The following is a 23625-nucleotide window of genomic DNA, read 5'->3' on the forward strand; positions in this document are numbered from 1 at the left end:
AGAGTAGGAAAGAATTAGTTATCTTCTTTCTTACGAGATGGAATAAGGAAGCCAAGTCCGGTCATCACCAATCCGATAAGGGCTAAGATGGAAGCACGTTCTCCTGTTTCAGGCAAGGTTTTTTCGCTGATAGAAGAAGCAACTACTGGCTTAGCAGTTTCTTGGCGAGCTTCTGCAGGGCGAGCTCCTTCTTGACTTGGAGCAGGAAGGGTAATGATTTGTTGGCTATGAGATAAGGTGATAGTTTCATCTTGTGCCGGTTTCTGATGGTTCGGTACAAAGACAAATGGATTTTTTCCTGTTTCAGGACTTGTTGGTTCTTCTGGTTTTGTTTCAGGTTCTACTTTTGGTTCCACATAAACAAAGCGGTATTCCCCGAAACCTTCTTGTTTAGACGGTTCAAGGTAGACGACATCTCCGTCTTTACCAACCAGATCCTTAGCTTTGTCAGCTGTTAAGAAGCGGATATCTACCCCCTTGATGCTGTCTGTAAAGCGCCAGTTACCGTCTGCACTTGGGTTGATATTCTTTTCTTCCAAGATGTAGTTAATGATAGCTTGGCGGTTTTCCAATCCAAGGAGTTGGTTCAGGCTAGCATCGCGAACGCCTGGGAATTTTCCGTTTGCCCGGTAGTTGTTGGTAACAACGATAAATTCTTGATCCGCGGCTACTTCTTTGCCTTGGTATTTCAAGTTGCGGACACGGCTAGCATCGGGGTTAACTGTTTTTCCTTCGCGGTCGTATTTATTTGGCTGGGTCACGTCAAACTCGTAGGTCACCCCGTCGATGACGTCAAAGTTGTAGGTCCGGTAGTTAGGGTTGATAAGCTGTTGAGGCTCTTTGATAGTTGGGTCGATCGTGTTGAATTGTCCAGCAGACATTTCCAACCATTCCTTGAGTTGCGCACCGGTCACCTTGAGGATGGCAGTGACATTATCATAGAGATAAAGGTCAGCGACGTTCTTGATGGCGATTGGGCCAGCTGGGATATCCGTATAGGCAGTAGCATCTCCACGTGTACCCGCCTTAAATGGCGCCGCAGCAGAAAGGATTGGAAGGTTGGCTTCCGGAGTTCCTGCCAACTCTTTCTTAGCGTACCAAGTTTGTGCATTGTTCACGATTTGGACAGATGGATCGTCTTTCACAAGGGCAAAGTAGCTAGTAATCGGAGCAGACGTCGTTCCGACTTGTTGGCGGACATATTTAACTGTACCTTCGTGGGATTCCTTCGCGATAGCGGTGATGCGCTCATCGGCTGCTTGTGATTTGGTGTCGATCTTGCGGATAGCAGCCTTGCTTCCAACAACAGACCATTTGCCGTCTGTGTAGCGCAGGTTGAGGTCGATAACCCCAAGGTGGTCGCCGTATTTTCCAGCCATGGTAACCGGTGTTCCGTTGATTTTACCGTTTACCCCGTCAACGCCAGCATATTTTTCGTAGAAGCCAGTTCCATTTCCGCTTGGGAATTCAGCGTGTGAGTGACCAGTTACAACTGCATCAACACCTGGGAGGCTGGCAATTTGGTAACCTTCGTTTTCTTCGCCTTTTTCGTACTTGTCATCTCCGATACCAGAGTGAGAAAGAACGAGGACAACATCCGCTCCAGCTTTGCGCATTTCTGGGATGATGGCTTGGATGGCTTCGACAGAGTCATTGACCTTTACCTTTCCTTCGAGGTTGGCCTTGTCCCAGCTGAGGATTTGTGGAGGGACGATTCCTGTTACCCCGATATTGACATCGACTGGACGACCGTTTTTGTCAGTATAGGTCTTTTTGATAATCTTATATGGATCGTAGACAAAGGCACCAGTCTTTGGATCCACGACGTTGGCATTGACGATCGGCATGCCGGCAGTAGAGATGACCTTTTTAAGGTAATCTAGTCCGTAGTTGAATTCGTGGTTTCCAAGGGTTCCTGCATCAAAGCCTAATTTTTGAAGAGCCGCATACATAGGGTGTTGCTCACCATCTTTGATGGGATTGACGATGGCCTTGTAGGTACCAAGAGGAGTTCCTTGGATAGTATCTCCATTATCAACGAGGAGGACGTTGCTATTTTCTTTCTTCGCATCTTCGATCAAGACAGCTGTTTTTGCTAGACCAACGTTTTGCGCTGGTTTGTCTTGGTAGTAGTCATAGTTGACCAAGTTGGTATGAAGGTCCGTTGTCGCAAGGATGCGGACGTCGACTTCTTGCCCCTCAACTGGAGTGGTAGCTTTTGCATCACTGGCGCTATTTTGAGGAGCTGCTGGAGTCGCTTCGCTTGCTGTAGTAGTGGCTTCTCCGCTAGCAGTCGGAGTGTTATTGCTAGTGCTTGCTTCAGAGCTAGTAGCAGGAGTTGCGGCCTCTGTGACAGCAGTTGCTGACGAATCAGTTGAGCTTGTCGCTTCATCTGCCTGAGCAGTCGTCGTTGCCAAGAAAGCAGCAGCAAGGCTTAATAGGGCAGCCTGTTTACGGAATGATGACATGGTTGTCCTCCTAAATAAAATGATGTCTTTCTATTATATCTTATTTTGTTCAGAATTTATTCGTTTTATTATTTTTTATATATTACAAATTAATGAATTTTTTATAAAAAATGGAGTATTTGTATAAAAAGGGAACCTACGTTCGGGATTTCTGGCTGATAGTGCTGGAAAGCTCTTCAAATAGCATGAAAGTCAATCGGACTAGTTTTCATATAGAGCTAAAAGTGATAGAATAGAAGGCAAGAAAGTGGAGAAAACTAGATGCCGAAAGAAGAACCTTTAACAGGGGGCCAGGTTATTGCCCTTACCAAAAAATACTTGTCGGGAGAGGATGTTGCATTTGTAGAAAAAGCTCTCCTTTATGCAGTCGACTGCCATAGTGGGCAATTCCGTAAATCAGGAGAACCCTATATCATCCACCCTATTCAAGTTGCCGGCATTTTGGCAAAATTGAAGTTGGATGCTGTGACGGTTGCCTGTGGTTTTTTGCACGACGTTGTCGAGGATACAGACGCGACCCTAGATGATTTAGAACGCGAATTTGGACACGATGTCCGAGTGATTGTTGATGGAGTGACCAAGCTCGGGAAGGTCAAATACAAGTCCCATGAAGAGCAGTTGGCAGAGAACCACCGCAAGATGCTCATGGCCATGTCTCAAGATATTCGTGTCATTTTGGTCAAGCTAGCAGACCGCTTGCACAACATGCGGACTTTGAAGCATTTACGCAAGGACAAGCAAGAACGGATTTCCCAAGAAACCATGGAAATCTATGCACCGCTAGCCCACCGTCTCGGGATTTCCAGCGTCAAGTGGGAATTGGAAGATCTATCCTTCCGTTATCTGAATGAAGTCGAGTTCTATAAAATTTCCCATATGATGAAGGAGAAGCGTCGCGAGCGGGAAGCCTTGGTAGAAGAAGTTGTCCAAAAGATCGAGTCCTATGCGGCAGAACGCCACCTCTATGGGAAAATCTATGGTCGTCCTAAGCATATCTACTCCATCTACCGCAAGATGCAGGATAAGAAGAAGCGCTTTGATGAAATCTATGATTTGATTGCCATTCGCTGTATCCTGGAATCACCAAGTGACGTCTATGCCATGCTGGGCTATATCCACGAGTTGTGGAAGCCTATGCCAGGCCGTTTCAAGGACTACATCGCCAATCGGAAGGCCAATGGTTACCAGTCCATCCATACCACTGTTTACGGTCCAAAAGGTCCCATCGAGTTCCAGATCCGTACAAAGGAAATGCACGAGGTTGCTGAGTACGGGGTTGCGGCACACTGGGCTTATAAGAAAGGAATCAAGGGCCAAGTCAACAGCAAAGAATCGGCTATTGGGATGAACTGGATCAAGGAGATGATGGAACTCCAAGACCAGGCGGATGATGCCAAGGAATTTGTTGATACTGTCAAAGAAAACTATCTGGCAGAAGAGATTTATGTCTTTACCCCAGATGGAGCGGTTCGTTCTCTTCCAAAGGATTCTGGACCGATTGACTTTGCCTATGAGATTCATACCAAGATCGGGGAAAAAGCGACTGGTGCCAAGGTTAATGGCCGTATGGTTCCTTTGACTACCAAGCTGAAAACGGGTGACCAGGTTGAAATCATCACCAATCCAAATTCATTTGGACCAAGTCGTGACTGGCTCAATATCGTCAAGACCAGCAAGGCCCGCAATAAGATCCGCCAATTCTTTAAGAACCAAGACAAGGAACTCTCGATCAACCGTGGACGAGAGTTGCTCATGGCCCAATTTCATGAGCATGATATGATTGCCAACAAGTTCATGGATAAGAAACACATGGACAAGGTCTTGCAAAAGACCAGCTACAAGACCGAAGAGGCCTTGTTTGCGGCCATCGGTTTTGGAGAAATCGGAGCCATCTCTGTCTTTAATCGTTTGACGGAGGAAGAGCGTCGAGAAGAGGAAAAGGCCAAGGCGCGTGCAGAAGCTGAGGAGCTGGTCAAAGGCGGCGAAGTCAAGGTTGAAAACAAAAAAGACACCCTCAAGGTCCGCCATGAAGGTGGCGTGGTCATCCAAGGGGCTTCTGGTCTCTTGATCCGGATTGCTAAGTGTTGCAATCCCGTCCCAGGAGATACAATTGTCGGTTACATTACCAAAGGACGTGGGGTTGCCATTCACCGTCAAGACTGTATGAATCTGCGGGCCCAAGACAACTACGAGCAACGCTTGATCGACGTCGAGTGGGAAGACAATAACACGACCAAGGATTACATCGCCCATATCGATATCTACGGCCTCAACCGTGCAGGCCTTCTCAATGATGTCCTTCAAGTCCTCTCTAATACGGCTAAGATGATCTCAACTGTCAATGCCCAACCAACCAAAGATATGAAATTTGCCAATATCCACATTTCCTTCGGGATTCCAAACCTGTCTATGTTGACAACGGTTGTGGATAAGATTAAGAGTGTGCCGGAGGTGTACTCTGTTAAGCGTACCAACGGCTAGTCGGTTGCTCAGTTATCTTTTATTGCTTCGTTAGCTCGCCTCGCTGTACTTCAGTACTGTCTTCGTCTCGCCGCCTTGCCCTAAAAGCAACTGAACAGCCTTTGGTTTTCGGATAGTCTGCCTGCGTCTCACTGCCTTGTCTGATGTCGATTTTCTTTGAAGATTGAGGAGCGTGGTCAGAACTCTTTTATTGCTTCGTTAGCTCGCCTCGCCTTGCCGTACTTCAGTACTGTCTTCGTCTCGCTGCCTTGCTCTAAAAGTAACTGAATAGCCCCTGTTTTTCAAAATAGTTGCCTGCTTTTCATCGCCTTGTTTGAAGTCGATGTTCTTTGAAGCTTAGTGGTGAGCCCAATAGATTGTATAAATAGGATAATAAGATGAAATTAGTAATTCAACGGGTCAAAAGGGCCTCGGTTTCTATTGACGGTCAAGTTTATAGTCAGATTCAAGAAGGACTTCTTCTCTTGGTGGGAGTGGGTCCGGATGATGACCAAAAGGACCTGGAATACGCAGTACGAAAGGTCACGCAAATGCGAATTTTCTCGGATGAAGAAGGGAAGATGAACTTATCTGTTAAGGATATTCAAGGAGAAATCCTCTCGATTTCTCAATTTACCCTCTTTGCCCAGACAAAAAAAGGCAATCGTCCAGCCTTTATTGGGGCAGCCAATCCAGAGATGGCCAGCCAGCTCTATGATGATTTTAATGATTTGTTGGAAAAGGAAGTCCCTGTCAAACGAGGGGTCTTCGCTGCAGATATGGCAATTGAACTCATCAATGATGGCCCAGTGACCATCATCCTCGATACGAAAAATCCATAGAAAGAAAAAAACATGCCCTTCATCAAAGGGCATGTTTTTCTATGTAAAGTTGTTGGGCAATCAGGTGATTGATTTGGATGTCTTGGTCTTTGATCTGGAGCTGATAGAGGCCGGTGTAATCATCATAGCCTTTGAAGAGAATGTCATCTCCAATGGTCAGCTGGATCTGGTCTAAAAAATTCAGCAATTCAAAGCTATCCTGGACTCTTCGCAAACGATAGGTTCCCGGTTCGCTGACATCACTCAAACGGTCCTGGTAAGCCTCGATGAGAAGTTTTCCTTTTGGTGGAATGGTTCCTCCGTGGGGGCAGGTCTTGGGAGTGTCTAACATCTGGTCTAGTTTATCAATAAAGCGGTCGGAGACAGTATGTTCGAGCACTTCAGCCTCTTCATGGACTTCTTCAGTCGTATAGCCCAGTTTTTTGAGCAAGAACACTTCAATCAAGCGGTGCTTGCGAAAGAGATCGGAAACCGTTTGGAGGCCGAGTTCGGTGAGTAGATAGCCGTGGGTCTTGTCCTTGATGAGGAGATTCTCCGAGATCATGCGTTTGACCATCTCAGTCACGGCTGGAGGCGAAACCTGCATCCGGGCCGCAATCTCTTTGTTACTAATTTTTTCATGTTGCGTGCCGATTTCATAGATGCACTTGAGGTAATCTTCTTTATTTGGTGTCATAGGGTCCTCTTTTCTTCGCTCCTTTTAGTATATCAAAAAAAGCGCGAAATGGCTTGGCCAGTGGATAGGAATTGTCTGGGAGGGTGAAAGATGATAGTATAGAAGCATAAACCAAAAGCAATGTGGAAAGGAGGGTGCAAATGCAGCGATTGGAATTGGAAAAACTGGGCTGGACGACCAGAGGTCTTAGCTACTTAGAAAAACGACTGCAGTCTTGCGAAGATGAAGCAAGAAGGCAAGCTTGCTACCTCTCTGTCTTTATCTTTGCCAGTCCTCTTTTCCAAGAGATGTGGCAGAGAGAACTGCAAGGGTTGACGGAAGGCCGTGCCCAGGCCCTCTTAAGAGGGGTCATGCACCTCTGTCTCATGCCACGGGATTTATCGGGGACCTGTGAGGAGACCGCCTTCTTACTGAAGCGGTTCTGGCCAGATTGCCCCCCTCATTCACCTTTTTGGTCTTCTTTTTCAAGAGTGGTCCAAGTAGCATTTGCTCAGGATCCATTGGCTAGCAAAGAGGGAGACCAGCTCTTAAAACGCCAGGTCCACCAGTTCCGCTATCTGCTCTCTGCCTATCAGACCCAGTGGATTCGGGAGCATTATGCCAAAACTGGACAGACGGATGAAGAGGCGCTACAAGCTTACTTGCAGGAGACAAAAAGAATTAAAATCGATGCTTATGCAGCGGCTCGTCTCCATAATAAGGTCTATGTGGATCAAGACGGACAGCTCGCCTTCCCATCTCGTGCTCAGGCCCAGTTGAATTTCAAGGTCTTGCTCTACTTCCATACAGAGTATATCCTGGATCAGGGTGGCCAGTTTCTCAACGAAGTGGATCCGTATCAGATTTCTGAAAATGGCATTGTCAATGGAGCCAGTTTCAACTATGGCTTAGCCAAGGGCCGGACCCATAAGGACTTGGATATTGATCCCGTCAAACCTTGGGATCCACCTTTTCGTAAGAAGATCCTCTATCAGCAAGGTGTTCGCTATCTAGCTCCGAAGAATGATCGTGGAGAGCAGGGCTATTGGAGCCGGAAGGGAACCTTTGCACAAGGAGGTAAGAGCTACAAGCAACAAGTAGCAAAGCGCGTGCGGAAGTTCCTCAGAGGCATCCCACGCTTACGCTGGCGACTTTTACTCAAGAATGGACTCCATCGGATTTTATAGTAGTCCTCTTTCGAATTGAAGAAAAAGGACTCTTAGAAACTCACTTAAGGAAAGTCTCTGAACGAATTTTGTAGATATGAAAAAGAGGTCGTAGACCTCTTTTTACTTTAATCAAGTGCTTTGACGGCTTCGATTGCCGCGTCGTAATTGGGTTCGCTGTTGATGTTGTCGAGGTATTCGACGTAAGTGACCTTGTTGTCCGCATCTAGGACCAAGACAGCGCGTGCGAGCAAGTGCCATTCATTGATCAAGAGGCCATAGGCTTTTCCGAAGGAATGGTCGAAGTAGTCTGAGAGCATGATGGCATTGTCGATCCCTTCAGCAGCACACCATTTGCCTTGGGCGAAAGGAAGGTCGACGGAAACCGTCAAGACCACAGTGTCCTCCATGTCAGAGAGGGCCTGGTTGAAGTGACGTGTTTGAGTGGAACAGATACCTGTGTCAATAGATGGGATCACACTAAGGACTTTTTTCTTCCCAGCAAAATCAGCCAAAGATTTTTTCTCCAAGTTAGGAGTGGTCAGCGAAAAGTCGTGGGCGGTATCGCCAACTTGAAGTTGAGATCCAGTAAAGGTAACAGGGTTTCCTAAAAATGTTGTCATAGCAAAGACTCCTTTTTTCTTTTCATTGTACATCAATGAAGGGGGAAGAGCCACTGATTTGTTTGAGAATCTAATCAGATTGGAACCTTATTTGTTCAGACCTTCTGCGATTTTCTCCAAATTCCATTTCATCATGCTGTAGTAGCTGTCGCCTTCTTCGCCTTCTTTGGCGATCGAGTCAGTAAAGATTTTTGAAAAGATCGGGATATTGGTATCTTTAGAGACAGTTTTCATAGGACGTTCATCGACACTGGATTCGACAAAGAGGGACGGTACCTTAGTTTGACGCAATTTCTCTACCAGTGTTTTGATTTGTTCGGGAGTCCCTTCTTCTTCGGTATTGATTTCCCAGATATAGGCAGATGGGACGCCATAGGCTTTGGAGAAGTACTTGAAGCAACCTTCGCTGGTTACGATCATTTTCTTGTCTGCTGGGATGTTATTGAACGCTTGCTTGGCTTCTTGGTCTAGCTTGCTGAGTTTTTCAGTGTAGGCTGCTAGATTTTTTTCGTAGAAGTCCTTATTTTTTGGATCTTTGGCGATCAATTGTTTGGCAATGTTTTTAGCGTAGATAATCCCGTTTTCGAGATTGAGCCAAGCGTGAGGGTCTTCTTTTCCAGCTTGGTTTTGGCCTTCTAGGTAGATGATGTCGACTCCCTCGCTTACTGCGAAATAATCCTTGTTTTCTACTTTATTGGCATTTTTGACCAACTTGGTAAACCAAGCATTGCCACCGGTTTCGAGGTTGATGCCGTTGTAGAAGATGAGGTCTGCTTGTGAAGTTTTTTTGACATCTTCTGGGAGCGGTTCGTATTCGTGAGGATCTTGACCGACAGGGACAATACTGTGGAGCTCGATTTTGTCCCCAGCGATATTTTTGGTGATATCTGCGAGGATGGAGTTGGTGGTGACCACTTTCAATTTATCAGATGAGGACTTGGAAGAAGAGCCTTTGCTACAGGCCAACAGGCCGAATAAGAGCGCCACAAAGAGGGCGAGGACAGAAGCGATTTTTTTCATGTGTTTCTCCTTTAATGAGGTGAAAGAGCGTGCTTATTCTTTCTCTGCTTAGGAGCGATAAAGAAGCTGATGAGAAAGAAGATGGCAGAAGTGAGGACGATACAAGACCCGACGGCGATGTTGAAACTGTAGCCGATAAAGAGTCCTAGGATAGAGGCTAGGGCACCTAATCCGGATGAAAGGAGCATCATGGACCAGAGGCTATTGGCATAGAGATAGGCTGTCGCAGCGGGTGTGATGAGCATGGCGACGATGAGAATGGTCCCGACACTCTGCATAGCAGTGACAGAAACCAAGGTCAAGAGAACCATGAGCAGGTAGTGATAGAGTTTGACCCGGACGCCCATGGATTGAGCCAGAACAGGATCAAAAGAAGTGAGCAGTAGGGGACGAAAGAGCAGGACAATCACCAGTAAGACTGCCACTCCAACACCGATGGTCACCCACATATCCTGGTCTTGCACGGCCAGGATATTTCCAAAGAGGATGTGGAAGAGGTCGGTAGAACTTTTAGCGACCCCGATCAGAATGACTCCTAAGGCGAGGAAAGAAGAAAATGTAATCCCAATCGCAGTGTCGCTCTTGATGATGGAGTTGCTCTTGATATAGGTGATCAGGATGGAAGCTAAAAGCCCAAAGGCTATGGCGCCAATAAAGAAATTGATGCCCAGGATAAAGGACAGAGCTACCCCCGGAAGGACCGCGTGCGAGATGGCATCTCCCATGAGAGACATGCCTCGCAAAATGATGAAGCATCCGACTGCACCAGCGACGATCCCGATGGCAATAGCTGTAATGAGAGCGTTTTGGAGGAAATGAAATTGTTGTAATCCATCGATAAATTCTGCAATCATCTGATTTCACCTCCTATAAAAAGTTCATGACCGTAGGCTGCGTGAAGATTCTCTTTGGTAAAGGTTTCTTCTGTTTTCCCAAAAGCAATCAGTTTGCGATGAAGGAGCAGGATCTGGTCAAAATAAGCTGGGACCTTGCTCAGATCGTGATGGACAATCAGGATGGTCTTGCCTTCCTTTTTCAGTGTTTGGAGTGTCTGCATGATGATGTCTTCGCTAACGGAGTCAATCCCGGCAAAGGGCTCATCCAAAAAGATGACCTCTGCTTCTTGAACCAAGCAGCGGGCGATCAGGACCCGTTGGAATTGCCCTCCTGAAAGTTGGCCAATCTGGCGATCCGCTAGATCAAGAAGATTGACAAGTTTCAAGGCATTTTCCACTTTTTTCAGATCCTCCTTGCTTTTTCGCTTGAAGATCGAAAGATGGGGGTAGAGTCCAAGCGAGACACACTCCCGCACCGTGATGGGGAAGTGGAAATCAATAGCGGATTTCTGTTCGACGTAGGCCACTCGTTGAAGAACTTGGCCGAGGTCTTTTTGATCGAGCTGGACCTTTCCCGAATGGGGGAGAAGTCCTAGCATGGCCTTGATCAGGGTTGATTTCCCAGCTCCGTTGGGCCCAAGAATGCCTAGGATGGTTGGCCCCTGGATGGTGAGGGAAAGATCTTCCAAGGCCAGTGTTTGCTGGTAGGCAACACTTAGATGTTCAATTTGAATCATGATTTTGCTCCTTTACCATTAATATACATAAATAAAAAAATTAAGTCAAGTTAATTTTTAAAATAATTTAGGTTAAATCTCCTGTAATCATTGAAAAATAGACCTATTTTTGATAAGGTTATTAGAAAAGAATGAAAGCGAGAAGATCATGGTACGTTTACAAGATGATTTTTATGATTACGTCAATGGGAAATGGGCTGAGACAGCTGTGATTCCTGATGACAAACCGTCAACTGGTGGTTTTATGGACTTGATCCAAGATATCGAAAACTTGATGTTGGATATCACTGGAAAATGGCAACGGGGAGAAGAACTGCCTGAAGACAGCATTCTGCAAAACTTTGTAAAATACCATAAAATGGTGGCAGATTTTGATGAGCGAGAAACAGCTGGTGTGGCACCAGTCATGCCCTTGATCAATGAAATTAAGGCTCTGTCTTCTTTTGAAGACTATACCAGCAAGTTGGGGACCTATGAACTAGCTGGCAAACCAAATCTCTTGCCATTTAGCGTATCACCAGACTTTATGAATGCCCAAATGAATGTCTTATGGGGAGAAGCACTCGGTTTGATCTTGCCTGATACGACCTACTATGAAGAAGGCAATGAAAAAGGTCCAGAGTTATTGGCTGTTTGGCGTCAAATGGTTGAAAAGCTCTTGGCAAAATTTGATTTCTCAGAGGAGGAAATCAAAGACATTCTGGATAAAGTGATTGCGGCGGATGCAGAATTGGCCAAATATGTCTTGTCAAACGAAGAAAAATCAGAGTACAACAAACTCTACCATCCTTATGAGTGGGCAGATTTCAAGGCCTTGGTTCCAGAATTGCCACTCGATACCTTCTTTACAGAAGTGATCGGGCAAACGCCAGATACTATCATTGTTCCAGAAGAGCGCTTCTGGAAGGAATTTGCGCCAAAATTCTACTCAGCAGCCAGCTGGGAAACCCTTCATGCCAAGTTGAAACTCAGTGCAGCTCTTTCTTGGACGTCTTTCTTGACTGAAGAAATCCGTGTCTTATCTGGTGAGTATAGCCGTACGATTACAGGAACACCAGAAGCACGTCCGAAAGAAAAAGCCGCTTTGGCTTTGGCAGAAGGCCCTTATAGCCAAGCGCTTGGCCTTTGGTATGCAGGAGAAAAATTCTCACCAGAAGCGAAAGCAGACGTAGAGCATAAAGTAGCGACCATGATTGAGGTCTATAAGGATCGCTTAGAAAAAGCGGATTGGCTCGCTCCTGAGACTCGCGAAAAAGCCATTGTCAAACTCAATGTCATCACACCACATATCGGTTACCCTGAAAAGTTACCAGAAACATATGCTAAGAAGATCATCGACGAAAGCAAGACCTTGGTGGAAAATGCTCAAAAATTGGCTCAAATTTCCATCGAGCATGTCTGGAGTAAGTGGAACCAACCGGTTGATCGAAGCGAGTGGCACATGCCAGCTAATATGGTCAATGCCTACTATGATCCGCAACAAAACCAAATCGTCTTCCCGGCAGCAATTCTGCAAGCACCTTTCTACGACCTTCACCAATCGTCATCAGCCAACTATGGCGGAATCGGTGCAGTCATTGCCCATGAAATCTCCCACGCCTTTGACACTAATGGTGCTTCCTTTGACGAGCACGGTAGCTTGAAAGACTGGTGGAAGCCAGAAGATTATGAAGCCTTTACTGCTCGCACGCAAAAGGTCATCGATCAGTTTGAAGGTCAAGACTCTTACGGTGCTAAGATTAACGGGAAATTGACCGTTTCTGAAAACGTAGCAGACCTCGGAGGAATCGCTGCAGCCCTTGAAGCCGCTAAGAAAGAAGCAGACTTCTCCGCAGAAGAATTCTTCACCAACTTTGCCCGCATCTGGCGCATGAAAGCTCGGACAGAGTACATGCAACTCCTCGCAAGTGTTGATGTCCACGCACCAGGAAAACTCCGTACCAATATTCAATTGCCAAACTTTGACGAATTCTTTGAAACCTTTGATGTCAAAGAAGGAGATGGCATGTGGCGCGCACCAGAGGATCGTGTAATTATTTGGTAGTCTCGACTTCAGTTAAGCAATTGATTGATTTTCTTGATCGCTCGTGAAAAAACTAAAAATCCCCGAAGCCAAGTTTCAGTTGACTGAAACTAGCTTTGGGGATTTTTGAGTGGATTAGAAATCATAAGAGAAATCAAACAAAAAAACAAAGCGCTTCCAATGTTTGCGTAAAGCCTTAAATTAAATTGAATGGAGTCTTGTATAATTATTTGAAATTCATAGAAATAAATGCTATTATGGGTGTGAACTAAATAAATTTTAAAGGAGAAGGCTATGAGAAATTTTGCAAGTCCATCCCGTTACATTCAAGGTGAGAATGCCTTATTTGAAAATGCGCAACCTATTTTGGATCTTGGGAAACATCCCGTTTTACTCTGTGATTCAGTGGTCTATGATATCGTAGGGAAACGGTTTGAAGAATACCTTAGCCAAAATGGACTGACCGTTTTGCCAGTTTTCTTCAATGGAGAAGCGTCAGACAATGAAATCAATCGTGTGGTCAGCCTGGCCAAAGAAAATGGCTGTGACTTAGTCATCGGACTTGGTGGAGGAAAGACCATCGACAGTGCAAAAGCCATTGCTGATCTTTTAAAATCACCAGTTGTCATTGCTCCGACTATTGCCTCTACAGATGCTCCGGTTTCAGCCTTGTCTGTTATTTATACGGATGAAGGTGCCTTTGCTCGCTATATCTTCTATTCTAAAAACCCAGAATTGGTCTTGGTAGATAGTAAAGTCATCTCTCAAGCACCAAAACGTTTGCTTGCTTCTGGTATCGCAGATGGCTTAGCGACTTGGGTTGAAGCGCGTGCGGTAATGCAAGCCAACGGAAAAACCATGCTAGGCAAACACCAAACTCTAGCTGGTGTCGCGATTGCGCAACGTTGCGAAGAAATCTTATTTGCTGATGGTCTCCAAGCCATGGCTGCTTGTGAAGCCAAAGTGGTAACGCCTGCTCTTGAAAACATCATTGAAGCCAATACCCTTCTCAGTGGGATTGGATTTGAAAGTGGTGGCTTGGCAGCAGCTCACGCCATCCATAATGGCTTTACTGCCCTCACTGGAGACATTCACCATTTGACTCACGGTGAAAAAGTTGCTTATGGAACCTTGGTTCAATTGTTCTTGGAAAACCGTCCTAAAGAAGAATTGAATAAATACATTCGTTTCTATCAACAAATCGGTATGCCAACGACTCTGAAAGAAATGCATCTTGAAAATGCAAGCTACGAAGATCTTCTCAAGGTTGGCCAACAAGCCACCATTGAAGGAGAAACCATCCATCAAATGCCATTCAAGGTACAAGCATCTGATATTGCTCAAGCCATTGTAGCAGTGGATGCTTATGTCAACTCCTTAGGCTAATCAAAGAAATACAGAAACCATCGTCTGTTGGCGATGGTTTTTTTGATGGTTGGTCGTTTTCTGGGGTCCGACTCTTTAAGAGTTCGGGAGATAAATCAAGTTTAGCTGTTTCAAATTATATACTAGTTGAATCCGACCATCATTTTAGAAGGTGTATGTGAAATAGGAATTATCTTTTTGTTTACACACATTCAGTATTCACAGCCCGCTCTTTGGGTAACTTATTTCGCGGTTTTGAACTCTTATGAAGCTTGAGTGACAAGGATGTAAGAATGAACAAACCGATTATCCAAGCGATTAATATTTGAAAAGAACAACTCGTTAAACTAAACTCTGTTTTTGTGAATAATTCAGTATAAGCTCCAAGAAAAGTATATTTAATAAAATTGGCAATATCAGGATTCATTTGAGACAAGTTAGGTCCCATTGCAACAATCAACATAATAGGTAAACCATTCATTTGAGCTTTTGATTGTGTCGAAGAAATTGCAGCAATACATAGATTGATGAGAATAACAGCCATAGCTGTCAACATGACTACTAAACCATACTCTAAATAAATTTTAGAAATATCTGCGCCTGCAATAATAGGGAACAAAATCATATTTAAAATAGTAATTACGACTGGATGTACTAAAACCGAGATAAGGTATTCGTATGGCCGTACACCACTTAGTAAAAGCGTTTTAAGATTCTTCTTTTCTTTCTCTTCAGCAATAATAGTGGAAACAGTACTGCCAACAGACATGGCAATTGCTGTGGATAAGCAGAGGAACATTAAGTCAAGGCCTTTGTCCTTCCCTAAATTCATAAAATTCTTATAAATAATGAGCAAGCCATAGGGCATCACTACTTGTACCAGTAAGTTTTTATTTGCGATAATAGTTTGGTTTCTTAACCATAGCAGTGCTTTCATTCGATTAAACATTTAATTTTTCCCCCGTTAATCTTATAAAAATTTCTTCCAACGTTGGCTCACATGAGTGGATAGAAATAATATCATTTGTAGCTAATGTCGATAATTCTGAAAAATCAAAGATTCTTTCTTCACGATTTTTATAAATAACTTTTATCCGTTTATTTGTGTTATATTTTTGAATGATATTTGCTGGACTACCTTCTTCAATGAGTTTTCCTTTATTTAACAAGGCCAAATGATCACATAATAAAGTAGCTTCGTTCATATCATGAGTGGTTAGAAAGATTGTGGTCCCACTTTCTTTTAAGTGAACTAACAACTCATGAATCGATTTTGAAGTTGTTGGGTCCAAACCACTTGTTGGCTCATCCAAAAATAGAATTTTAGGTTGATTGATTAAAGCGCGAGCCAGTAACATCCGTTGCTTCATTCCAGTAGATAATTGCTCTGCTAATATCTTTTTGCTAGCTAACAGCCCTACCTGATCAAGTAACTCATCTACTCTATTCAAATTAACGCCATAGAGCTTTGCATATAGAAGGAGATTTTTTTCTAAGGATAGTTTTTCATAGAACCCACTTTGGTCACTAACGATCCCAATTTTTTCTAAATCTGTCGGATGTAGATCCTGAGAATCTTTTCCTAACAATTGAGTAATTCCACTGTCTGGTAGTAGTTGCCCAGTAAGAATATTGATCATCGTTGTTTTCCCAGATCCGGATGGTCCCAGAAATCCGAAAATCTCTCCCTCTTTAATCTCAAAATTAATAGAATTTAGGGCAATCTTACTGCCAAATGTTTTCACGATATTTTTTGCAACAACCATTGAAGTCATTTATTTTCCTCGCTTTCTGTTAAATCAGTCATTTCAATTATTTCAATGCCTTCCGGTTTTTCATAGACCAATGTCTCTTTTTCATTGGGAGCTAATAATAGAATTTTGAAAAGTTTATGATTGACCATCACCTTACAGAGACGTCTTGTTTTTGATTGGTTTTTGATAGTAATCCTTTTTTGTTCGATAAAATGAGAAGATATCTCGTATGTTAACTCCTTATTCATAGGTATATCATCCCATCACAAAATAGATTTAATGTGTTAGTAAATACCATCAGATTCTTCCTTTCTTTGTGTGTTCCTTTTGATGCTTCTATTGTAGTTCAAAGAAAACAAAAAGAACATGACATCTAAGTCAGGTTAGCCATCGGCTGGGGATTTGCAAGAGTCAAGTCGGTTTACTAACAAGGTTAGCAAGAGCAATAAAAAAAGAAGTTCGTAAACTTCTCTTTGCTTATACAGTTGATTCCTTCCCACCTAAATCTCGTTCTTTTTCTTTGGTCAAGTTATTCACTAGAACCTGATCGTTCAGCATCTTAGCAAACTCAATGGCTTTATTATAAGATTGCTCTGCTTTTTCATAACTTTCTTCCACTTTCAAATAATATTTAGTCTCAAAAGCATAAATAGCAGGTTTGTGTTGGAAGTTATTTGTACTTTCAGTTATCTCGCGTAAAACTTTGGTATAAATTAAGTAATCCTCTGTTTTTACTTGTATTAAAATTCCTATCAATATTCTTTCAAGTATATAGATACGATCATTATCACTATAATCAATATATAATAAAACTTTTTTAGATAATTCTTCAAAATAAGTTTTATCTTCTAGACCAGTAGCACAACAAAGAAAATACAAATTGATAATTAGGAGATCATTGTAACTGTATTGTTTCTTTTTCAAAATTTGCTGGAAATATTCTTCGAGCAAACTCAATCCATAGGTAATATTTCGGCTAGTAAAAACATCTAGTTGAACTTGTAAAACTTCAACCAGTAGTTGCTCTTCTTCTGGTAGATGGTCATAAAAATGCTCATAAATTTCATCAAACATGTCTTCCAACAAACCAATACGTTCTTCATCACCGTAGGTATGGTATCGGATTATTTTATTTTTTAATTCCAGATACCGCTTGGGTATTTCTATTTTGTCTACATCTATGATGTCCTCTATTGGATAATTTAATCTCTGAGATAAAAACATTAATTTAGAAAGAGACACTAATACTTGGCCGTTTTCAATACGAGCAAGTTGACGAATAGTTAATTCTGATTCATCTCCACAAACATCTGCTTGAGTCATATGTTGGTTCAGACGAGCTCCCCGAATATTGTTACCGATTCTCAATTTTAATTCAGCATCTTTATCTTCAATAGTCATACCTTACTCCTAGAATTAATATTTATCAGTATTATATCATGAAATAAGCTCTCTTTTTCAAGGATTTCTGTGTCATTTTTGCTAGGATCCAAATGAATTAACTGTTTAGAATCTCATATTTATGAGTTAGAAACTTTGAAGTGCTTATTAAGGAATCTCTTTTCTGAATGAATAGCTTTTCCCTCCCACATAGCTGAAAAATGCAACCATATAGAAAAAAGAAAAGGCAAAGGCTCCAATCTTTGATAGACTCAGGAGGTAGCGTTACAAATACAAATTGGAGGAAATGAAATGACAGAATGTAGTCAAAAAGAATTGGCACAGATTGTAGGAGGAGGAGGTTCTCGCCCAAATGTGGTTCAAGGTCAGTCAGATAAGATTGAGATTGGACGTCCTGGATTTGTGAAGCGACCACCGCTCGCTCGTATTTAAGACATGATAGAGTTCTAGGATGAAGTGTTCTGAGAGTTAGATCTTAAGGCAGATTGGAACTCGGTAGAAAGGATTAAATGAAAGAGTAAATGCAATGAGTAAGACAGACAGATTGTTTCAACTAGCGACAATTGGAATTCTCTGCATCAATTTTGCGCTTTTTAACGTGGGACTCCCAACGGATTTAGTGGGCCACCTATCGGATGACTCTTATTATGGCTTGATCCTCTTGTTGATCGGTTTGATTGGGGGGTTAGCCGTTACACTCTTGGTAAAGAGTCGTCGTTGGGACTTGTACGGGAAATTCACCTTTAAAGCTTCTTATTTTGCGGTGTTTGTGCTTGTTTTTCTTGCTCACTTTTTATGGGATATGTTTTCTGCTGCGGTATTTCCGCCCACTAAGAATTCCATAGCCCTTGCAGAAATATCTGAGGACTTGTCAGGCTGGGCCTTAATGTTGATACGCTATGTCTATGCCTGCTTGCTGGCTCCCATTGTGGAAGAGCTAGTTTTTCGTGATTTAGTCATGACGGCTTTGGCACCTTATCAGAAGTATAAGCTGGATATGCTTGTTTCGGCCTCCTTGTTTAGCCTCTCGCATGTTTGGCAGCATGGCTGGGATTTGCCGAGCTTTATCGTCTACTTGGTACCGGGCCTGCTATTTTGTGCGGTCTTGCGTTATACCAAATCGATTTACTGGGCTATCCTTCAGCATGCCTCTTGGAATAGCTTCCTTACCCTCTTATCCCTCCTGGTCAGTGGGATTTAAGCATGGGGAGGTAGTGACAGGGGCCTTTATCCATCATCAAAGAAGCAGTCAAAACTGCTTTTTTGCATGCAGTCAAAACAACTATTTTTTCTAACTTTTGAAATATTATACAGTTAAGCGTTTACATTTTTCTGTAAAGTGCTATAATTTAATATGAAGAATAACATTTTATACAGAGGTGATCCATATGAAAAAAGGGAAGCTACTCTTAGCCACCGGCGCTCTGCTTTTGTCTGTAAGCGCACTGGTAGCCTGCTCACAAGGAGGGAAATCTTCAAGTTCGGACAACCAGGTCTATAGCTATGTCTATACGCAAGATCCGGATACTTTGGATTATTCACTTTCTAATAAACGGTCAACTTCAGAATTTACAGGTAATGCTGTGGATGGTTTGTTAGAAGTTGACAAATACGGCAACTTAATCCCATCTCTTGCTAAGGATTGGACTGTTTCAAAAGATGGTCTGACCTACACCTATAAACTTCGTAAAGGGGTCAAATGGCTGACTGCTGAAGGAGAAGAGTATGGGGAAGTCAAGGCCCAAGACTTTGTGACGGGGCTTCAGCACGCGGCGGATAAGAAATCTTCGGCCCTCTATCTCGTCCAACAATCCGTTAAAGGGTTGGATGATTATGTCTCAGGAAAAACCAAAGACTTCTCAACGGTTGGTATCAAAGCCATTGATGACTATACGGTTCAATTCACCTTGAACCAACCAGAAAGTTTCTGGAATTCAAAAACGACTATGGGCATTTTGATGCCAGTCAATAAAGAATTCTTAGATTCTAAGGGTGATGACTACGGTCAAGGCACGAACCCTTCTAGTATTCTTTATTGTGGTCCTTATTTGATCAAATCCATCACATCTAAATCTGTTGTGACGCTTGAAAAGAATCCAACCTATTGGGATGCAGATAATGTCAAGATTTCTAAGGTGAAGCTAACCTATTATGACGGGCAAGATTCAGAATCTTTGATCCGTGGTTTTGATAACGGAGACTTTACCGTTGCCCGTGTCTTCCCGAATGGTTCTAACTATAAGAGTGTAGAGAAGAAACACAAAGATGACATCGTCTTTAGTGACCAAGGATCCTCTACTTATAACTTGTCCTTCAATATTGACCGTCAAGCTTATGAGATTACAACTAAAACGACAGATGCTCAAAAGAGTTCAACCAAGAAAGCAATCTTGAATAAAGACTTCCGTCAAGCCATTATGTTTGCCTTTAATCGTCAATCCTATGTAGCTCAAGCTAACGGGGAAGCATCTGCGGATAAGGTCATTCGGAATACCTTTACTCCTCCTAACTTTGTCCAAATCGATGGCAAGGAATTTGGGGAAGCTGTAGAGAAAAACCTAGAAGCATACGGTGATGAATGGAAAGGTGTCTCTATCGAAGATGGAAAAGATACCCTTTACAATCCAACCAAGGCTAAGGAAGAATTTGCCAAGGCTAAAGAAGCCCTTCAAGCCCAAGGGGTAGAATTCCCGATTCATTTGGACCTCCCTGTTTCATCAACCTTTACAGAAGGAGTCAAGCAAGCACAATCCTTTAAACAGTCAATCGAATCCACTCTGGGAGCAGAAAATGTAGTCATCGACTTGAATATGATTTCTGAGGATGATCTTCAACGAGTGACCTACTTTGCTGAAAATGCTTCTCAACAAGACTGGGATTTGAACAACAACTTGGGTTGGGGTCCAGACTATACCGATCCATCTTCTTACCTAGATATCACAAACTCTAAGAATGGTGAAAATGCAAATTCTTACTTCGGATTTGATGCTGGTACTAATAACGCAGCTGCTAAAGAAGCTGGTTTTGATGAATACGATCAATTGATTGAAGATGCACATAATGAAACAAAAGATGTCAATGACCGCTATGAAAAATATGCTAAGGCTCAGGCTTGGTTGACTGATAGTGCCCTCTTAATCCCGATTCATTCAGATGGTGCCTCTCCAGGTGTTCGTAAGACAGTTCCATACACAGCTGCCTTTGCTTGGACAGGACACAAGGGTCAAACCTTCAACTACAAGTACTTGGAATTGCAAGACAAAGTTTTGACAACCAAGGAGTACGATGAAGCGCGTGAACAATGGAAGAAAGAAAAAGAAGAATCCAATAAGAAAGCTCAAAAAGAACTAGAAAGTCACGTAGAAGACTAGGAGCTTTAAGAGCGATTGTATATTGAACAGGGAAGAGAGTGGGACAGAAATCGGTCATTCGTTAGAATTCGATTTCGTCGTCCCACCTCCGCAGACAATTGAGAGGCTAGAACTTTTGTCCCAGCCTCTTTTTGGTGAATAGAACCTTTAAAAATCCCCTAAAAATGGTATAATAGGAGCATCACGAAAATTGGAGAGACAGCATGAGTTTTTACAATCACAAAGAAATCGAGCCTAAGTGGCAGAAACACTGGGCTGACCATCACACCTTTAAGACAGGAACAGACGCTTCAAAACCGAAGTTTTATGCATTGGATATGTTCCCTTACCCTTCGGGAGCAGGTCTGCACGTAGGGCACCCAGAAGGCTATACAGCGACCGATATTCTCAGTCGTTTTAAACGTGCCCAAGGCTACAATGTCCTTCATCCAATGGGCTGGGATGCTTTTGGTTTGCCTGCGGAGCAATATGCCATGGATACAGGGAATGACCCAGCGGAATTCACAGCAGAAAACATTGCCAACTTCAAACGCCAAATCAATGCGCTTGGATTCTCTTACGACTGGGACCGTGAAGTCAATACTACAGATCCAAACTACTACAAGTGGACGCAATGGATCTTCACCAAGCTTTATGAAAAAGGCTTGGCCTATGAAGCGGAAGTGCCAGTAAACTGGGTGGAAGAATTGGGAACAGCCATCGCTAACGAAGAAGTCCTTCCAGATGGAACATCTGAGCGTGGTGGCTATCCAGTTGTCCGCAAACCAATGCGCCAATGGATGCTCAAAATCACTGCCTATGCGGAACGCTTGCTCAATGACTTGGATGACCTGGATTGGCCAGAGTCTATCAAGGACATGCAACGCAACTGGATTGGGAAATCAACTGGTGCTAACGTAACTTTCAAGGTGAAAGGAACAGACAAGGAATTCACCGTCTTTACAACACGTCCAGATACGCTTTTTGGTGCGACCTTCACTGTTTTGGCTCCTGAGCATGAACTGGTAGATGCCATCACAACACCTGAACAAGCTGAGGCTGTAGCGGACTACAAACACCAAGCCAGCCTCAAGTCAGACTTAGCTCGTACAGACCTTGCCAAGGAAAAAACAGGGGTTTGGACTGGTGCTTATGCTATCAACCCTGTCAATGGCAAAGAAATTCCAATCTGGATTGCAGACTATGTTCTGTCTAGCTATGGTACAGGTGCTGTTATGGCCGTACCTGCCCACGACCAACGTGACTGGGAATTTGCTAAACAATTTGACCTTCCAATTGTAGAAGTACTTGAAGGTGGGAACGTTGAAGAGGCTGCTTACACAGAAGATGGCCTTCACGTCAACTCTGACTTCTTGAACGGTCTCAACAAAGAAGAAGCGATTGCTAAAATCGTATCTTGGCTAGAAGAAAAAGGCTTTGGTCAAGAAAAGGTTACCTACCGTCTCCGCGACTGGCTCTTTAGCCGTCAACGTTACTGGGGTGAACCAATCCCAATCATTCATTGGGAAGACGGAACTTCAACAGCTGTTCCAGAAAGTGAATTGCCACTTGTCTTGCCAGTCACCAAGGACATCCGCCCTTCAGGTACTGGTGAAAGCCCATTGGCTAACTTGACAGAATGGCTGGAAGTGACTCGTGAGGATGGTGTCAAAGGTCGTCGTGAGACCAATACGATGCCACAATGGGCAGGTTCAAGCTGGTACTATCTCCGCTATATCGGTCCACACAATACAGAAAAATTGGCTGATGAGGACCTTCTCAAACAATGGCTACCAGTAGATATCTACGTGGGTGGTGCAGAGCACGCCGTGCTCCACTTGCTTTACGCTCGTTTCTGGCATAAATTCCTCTATGATATCGGTGTTGTTCCAACCAAAGAGCCATTCCAAAAACTCTTTAACCAAGGAATGATCTTGGGGACAAGCTACCGTGACCACCGTGGTGCTCTAGTGGCAACTGACAAGGTTGAAAAACGTGACGGTTCCTTCTTCCATGTGGAAACAGGAGAAGAGTTGGAGCAAGCACCAGCTAAGATGTCTAAATCCCTCAAGAACGTGGTGAATCCAGACGATGTGGTGGAGCAATACGGTGCGGATACCCTTCGTGTCTATGAAATGTTCATGGGACCACTTGATGCTTCCATCGCTTGGTCTGAAGAAGGTCTGGAAGGAAGCCGTAAATTCCTTGACCGTGTGTACCGTTTGATCACAAGTAAAGAAACCGTTGCGGAAAACAATGGCGCTCTAGACAAGGTTTACAACGAAACTGTTAAGGCTGTCACTGAGCAAATCGAGTCGATGAAATTCAACACAGCCATTGCTCAACTCATGGTCTTTGTCAATGCGGCCAACAAGGAAGACAAACTCTATGTAGACTACGCCAAAGGCTTTATCCAATTGATTGCCCCATTTGCGCCTCACTTGGCAGAAGAACTCTGGCAAACAGTCGCAGCAACAGGTGAGTCTATCTCTTATGTGGCTTGGCCAACATGGGACGAAAGCAAATTGGTTGAAGACGAAATCGAAATCGTTGTCCAAATCAAAGGTAAAGTTCGTGCCAAACTCATGGTTGCAAAGGACCTTTCACGCGAAGAATTGCAAGAAGTCGCTCTAGCTGACGAAAAAGTCAAGTCAGAAATCGATGGCAAGGAAATTGTGAAGGTGATTGCGGTACCAAATAAATTGGTTAATATTGTTGTAAAATAACCAATTTATTTGCTTATTTGCAACCTCAAACAGTTCCCCAAACTGTTTGAGCCAACTAAACTCGTTAATATCGTTGTTAAATAACGAGTTTATTAGCCCTATCTGCCACCTTCAATAGTCCACTGGACTATTGAAGCCAACCAAACTTGTAAATATTGTTGTGAAATAACTAATAAAAAACAGTTGAAATTTTTTCAAC

General features: G+C 43.4%; 19 protein-coding genes. 9 read left to right on the top strand and 10 right to left on the bottom strand.

The window, feature by feature from the left end; all coding sequences use genetic code 11:
- Positions 1 to 14: 14 nt before the first annotated feature.
- Complete coding sequence (locus EL081_RS01550) at positions 15 to 2468, bottom strand: bifunctional 2',3'-cyclic-nucleotide 2'-phosphodiesterase/3'-nucleotidase (RefSeq protein ID WP_126403725.1); 2454 nt, start codon at positions 2466 to 2468, stop codon at positions 15 to 17.
- A gap of 261 nt (positions 2469 to 2729) precedes the next feature.
- On the opposite strand from EL081_RS01550, the gene EL081_RS01555 reads away from it, so the two are divergent.
- Both EL081_RS01555 and dtd read left to right on the top strand, forming a co-directional pair.
- On the top strand, positions 2730 to 4949 hold the full coding sequence (locus EL081_RS01555) for a RelA/SpoT family protein (protein WP_006595074.1): 2220 nt from the start codon (positions 2730 to 2732) through the stop codon (positions 4947 to 4949).
- A 377-nt stretch (positions 4950 to 5326) separates the two neighbouring features.
- Entirely contained in the window at positions 5327 to 5770 is a 444-nt protein-coding gene (gene dtd / locus EL081_RS01560; RefSeq protein ID WP_023027608.1) for a D-aminoacyl-tRNA deacylase, read from the top strand.
- A 22-nt stretch (positions 5771 to 5792) separates the two neighbouring features.
- Here dtd and EL081_RS01565 read toward each other — a convergent pair whose 3' ends face one another.
- Positions 5793 to 6446: a metal-dependent transcriptional regulator gene (locus EL081_RS01565; RefSeq protein WP_126403726.1), complete on the bottom strand. Its 654-nt coding sequence runs from the start codon at positions 6444 to 6446 to the stop codon at positions 5793 to 5795.
- Between the two features lie 140 nt (positions 6447 to 6586).
- Between EL081_RS01565 and EL081_RS01570 the strand changes: the two genes are divergently transcribed.
- Positions 6587 to 7612, top strand: coding sequence for a DUF3114 domain-containing protein (locus EL081_RS01570; RefSeq protein WP_126403727.1), 1026 nt, complete (start codon positions 6587 to 6589; stop codon positions 7610 to 7612).
- A 107-nt stretch (positions 7613 to 7719) separates the two neighbouring features.
- Here the strand turns inward: EL081_RS01570 and tpx are convergent, their stop codons facing one another.
- The 4 genes from tpx to EL081_RS01590 form a co-directional block, all read right to left on the bottom strand.
- A complete protein-coding gene (gene tpx / locus EL081_RS01575; RefSeq protein ID WP_126403728.1) occupies positions 7720 to 8214 on the bottom strand; it encodes a thiol peroxidase in 495 nt (164 codons plus the stop codon).
- Between the two features lie 87 nt (positions 8215 to 8301).
- A complete protein-coding gene (gene fimA / locus EL081_RS01580; RefSeq protein ID WP_126403729.1) occupies positions 8302 to 9234 on the bottom strand; it encodes a metal ABC transporter substrate-binding lipoprotein/fibrin-binding adhesin FimA in 933 nt (310 codons plus the stop codon).
- Positions 9235 to 9245: 11 nt separating this feature from the next.
- A complete protein-coding gene (locus tag EL081_RS01585) occupies positions 9246 to 10088 on the bottom strand; it encodes a metal ABC transporter permease (RefSeq protein ID WP_126403730.1) in 843 nt (280 codons plus the stop codon).
- Positions 10085 to 10807, bottom strand: a complete 723-nt coding sequence (locus tag EL081_RS01590) for a metal ABC transporter ATP-binding protein (RefSeq protein WP_126403731.1) — start codon at positions 10805 to 10807, stop codon at positions 10085 to 10087. The genes EL081_RS01585 and EL081_RS01590 overlap by 4 nt, the downstream gene beginning before the upstream one ends.
- 148 nt (positions 10808 to 10955) lie before the next feature.
- Here EL081_RS01590 and EL081_RS01595 point away from each other — a divergent pair, with 148 nt between their 5' ends.
- Together EL081_RS01595 and EL081_RS01600 are read left to right on the top strand one after the other, a co-directional pair.
- A complete protein-coding gene (locus EL081_RS01595; RefSeq protein WP_126403732.1) occupies positions 10956 to 12851 on the top strand; it encodes a M13 family metallopeptidase in 1896 nt (631 codons plus the stop codon).
- 273 nt (positions 12852 to 13124) lie between these two features.
- The gene (locus tag EL081_RS01600; protein ID WP_126403733.1) at positions 13125 to 14216 is read left to right on the top strand and encodes a glycerol dehydrogenase; all 1092 of its coding nucleotides are present in this window, start codon (positions 13125 to 13127) and stop codon (positions 14214 to 14216) included.
- Positions 14217 to 14397: 181 nt separating this feature from the next.
- Here the strand turns inward: EL081_RS01600 and EL081_RS01605 are convergent, their stop codons facing one another.
- From EL081_RS01605 to EL081_RS01620, 4 genes are all read right to left on the bottom strand, one after another.
- Complete coding sequence (locus EL081_RS01605) at positions 14398 to 15144, bottom strand: ABC transporter (protein ID WP_126403734.1); 747 nt, start codon at positions 15142 to 15144, stop codon at positions 14398 to 14400.
- Positions 15137 to 15970 carry an ABC transporter ATP-binding protein gene (locus tag EL081_RS01610; protein WP_126403735.1) on the bottom strand — a complete coding sequence of 278 codons (834 nt, stop codon included), beginning with the start codon at positions 15968 to 15970 and terminating at the stop codon, positions 15137 to 15139. The genes EL081_RS01605 and EL081_RS01610 overlap by 8 nt, the downstream gene beginning before the upstream one ends.
- A complete protein-coding gene (locus EL081_RS01615) occupies positions 15967 to 16197 on the bottom strand; it encodes a hypothetical protein (protein ID WP_126403736.1) in 231 nt (76 codons plus the stop codon). Before EL081_RS01615 ends, EL081_RS01610 begins: the two co-directional genes overlap by 4 nt.
- A gap of 229 nt (positions 16198 to 16426) precedes the next feature.
- A complete protein-coding gene (locus EL081_RS01620) occupies positions 16427 to 17350 on the bottom strand; it encodes a helix-turn-helix domain-containing protein (protein ID WP_126403737.1) in 924 nt (307 codons plus the stop codon).
- 291 nt (positions 17351 to 17641) lie between these two features.
- On the opposite strand from EL081_RS01620, the gene EL081_RS01625 reads away from it, so the two are divergent.
- From EL081_RS01625 to leuS, 4 genes are all read left to right on the top strand, one after another.
- Positions 17642 to 17782 carry a bacteriocin gene (locus EL081_RS01625; protein ID WP_006595056.1) on the top strand — a complete coding sequence of 47 codons (141 nt, stop codon included), beginning with the start codon at positions 17642 to 17644 and terminating at the stop codon, positions 17780 to 17782.
- Between the two features lie 94 nt (positions 17783 to 17876).
- Positions 17877 to 18551, top strand: a complete 675-nt coding sequence (locus EL081_RS01630) for a CPBP family intramembrane glutamic endopeptidase (protein ID WP_126403738.1) — start codon at positions 17877 to 17879, stop codon at positions 18549 to 18551.
- 187 nt (positions 18552 to 18738) lie between these two features.
- Positions 18739 to 20721 carry a peptide ABC transporter substrate-binding protein gene (locus EL081_RS01635; protein WP_126403739.1) on the top strand — a complete coding sequence of 661 codons (1983 nt, stop codon included), beginning with the start codon at positions 18739 to 18741 and terminating at the stop codon, positions 20719 to 20721.
- Between the two features lie 203 nt (positions 20722 to 20924).
- Positions 20925 to 23426, top strand: coding sequence for a leucine--tRNA ligase (leuS, locus tag EL081_RS01640; protein WP_126403740.1), 2502 nt, complete (start codon positions 20925 to 20927; stop codon positions 23424 to 23426).
- Positions 23427 to 23625 lie beyond the last annotated feature (199 nt).

It is taken from the genome of Streptococcus viridans (assembly GCF_900636365.1).
Classification (GTDB): domain Bacteria; phylum Bacillota; class Bacilli; order Lactobacillales; family Streptococcaceae; genus Streptococcus; species Streptococcus viridans_A.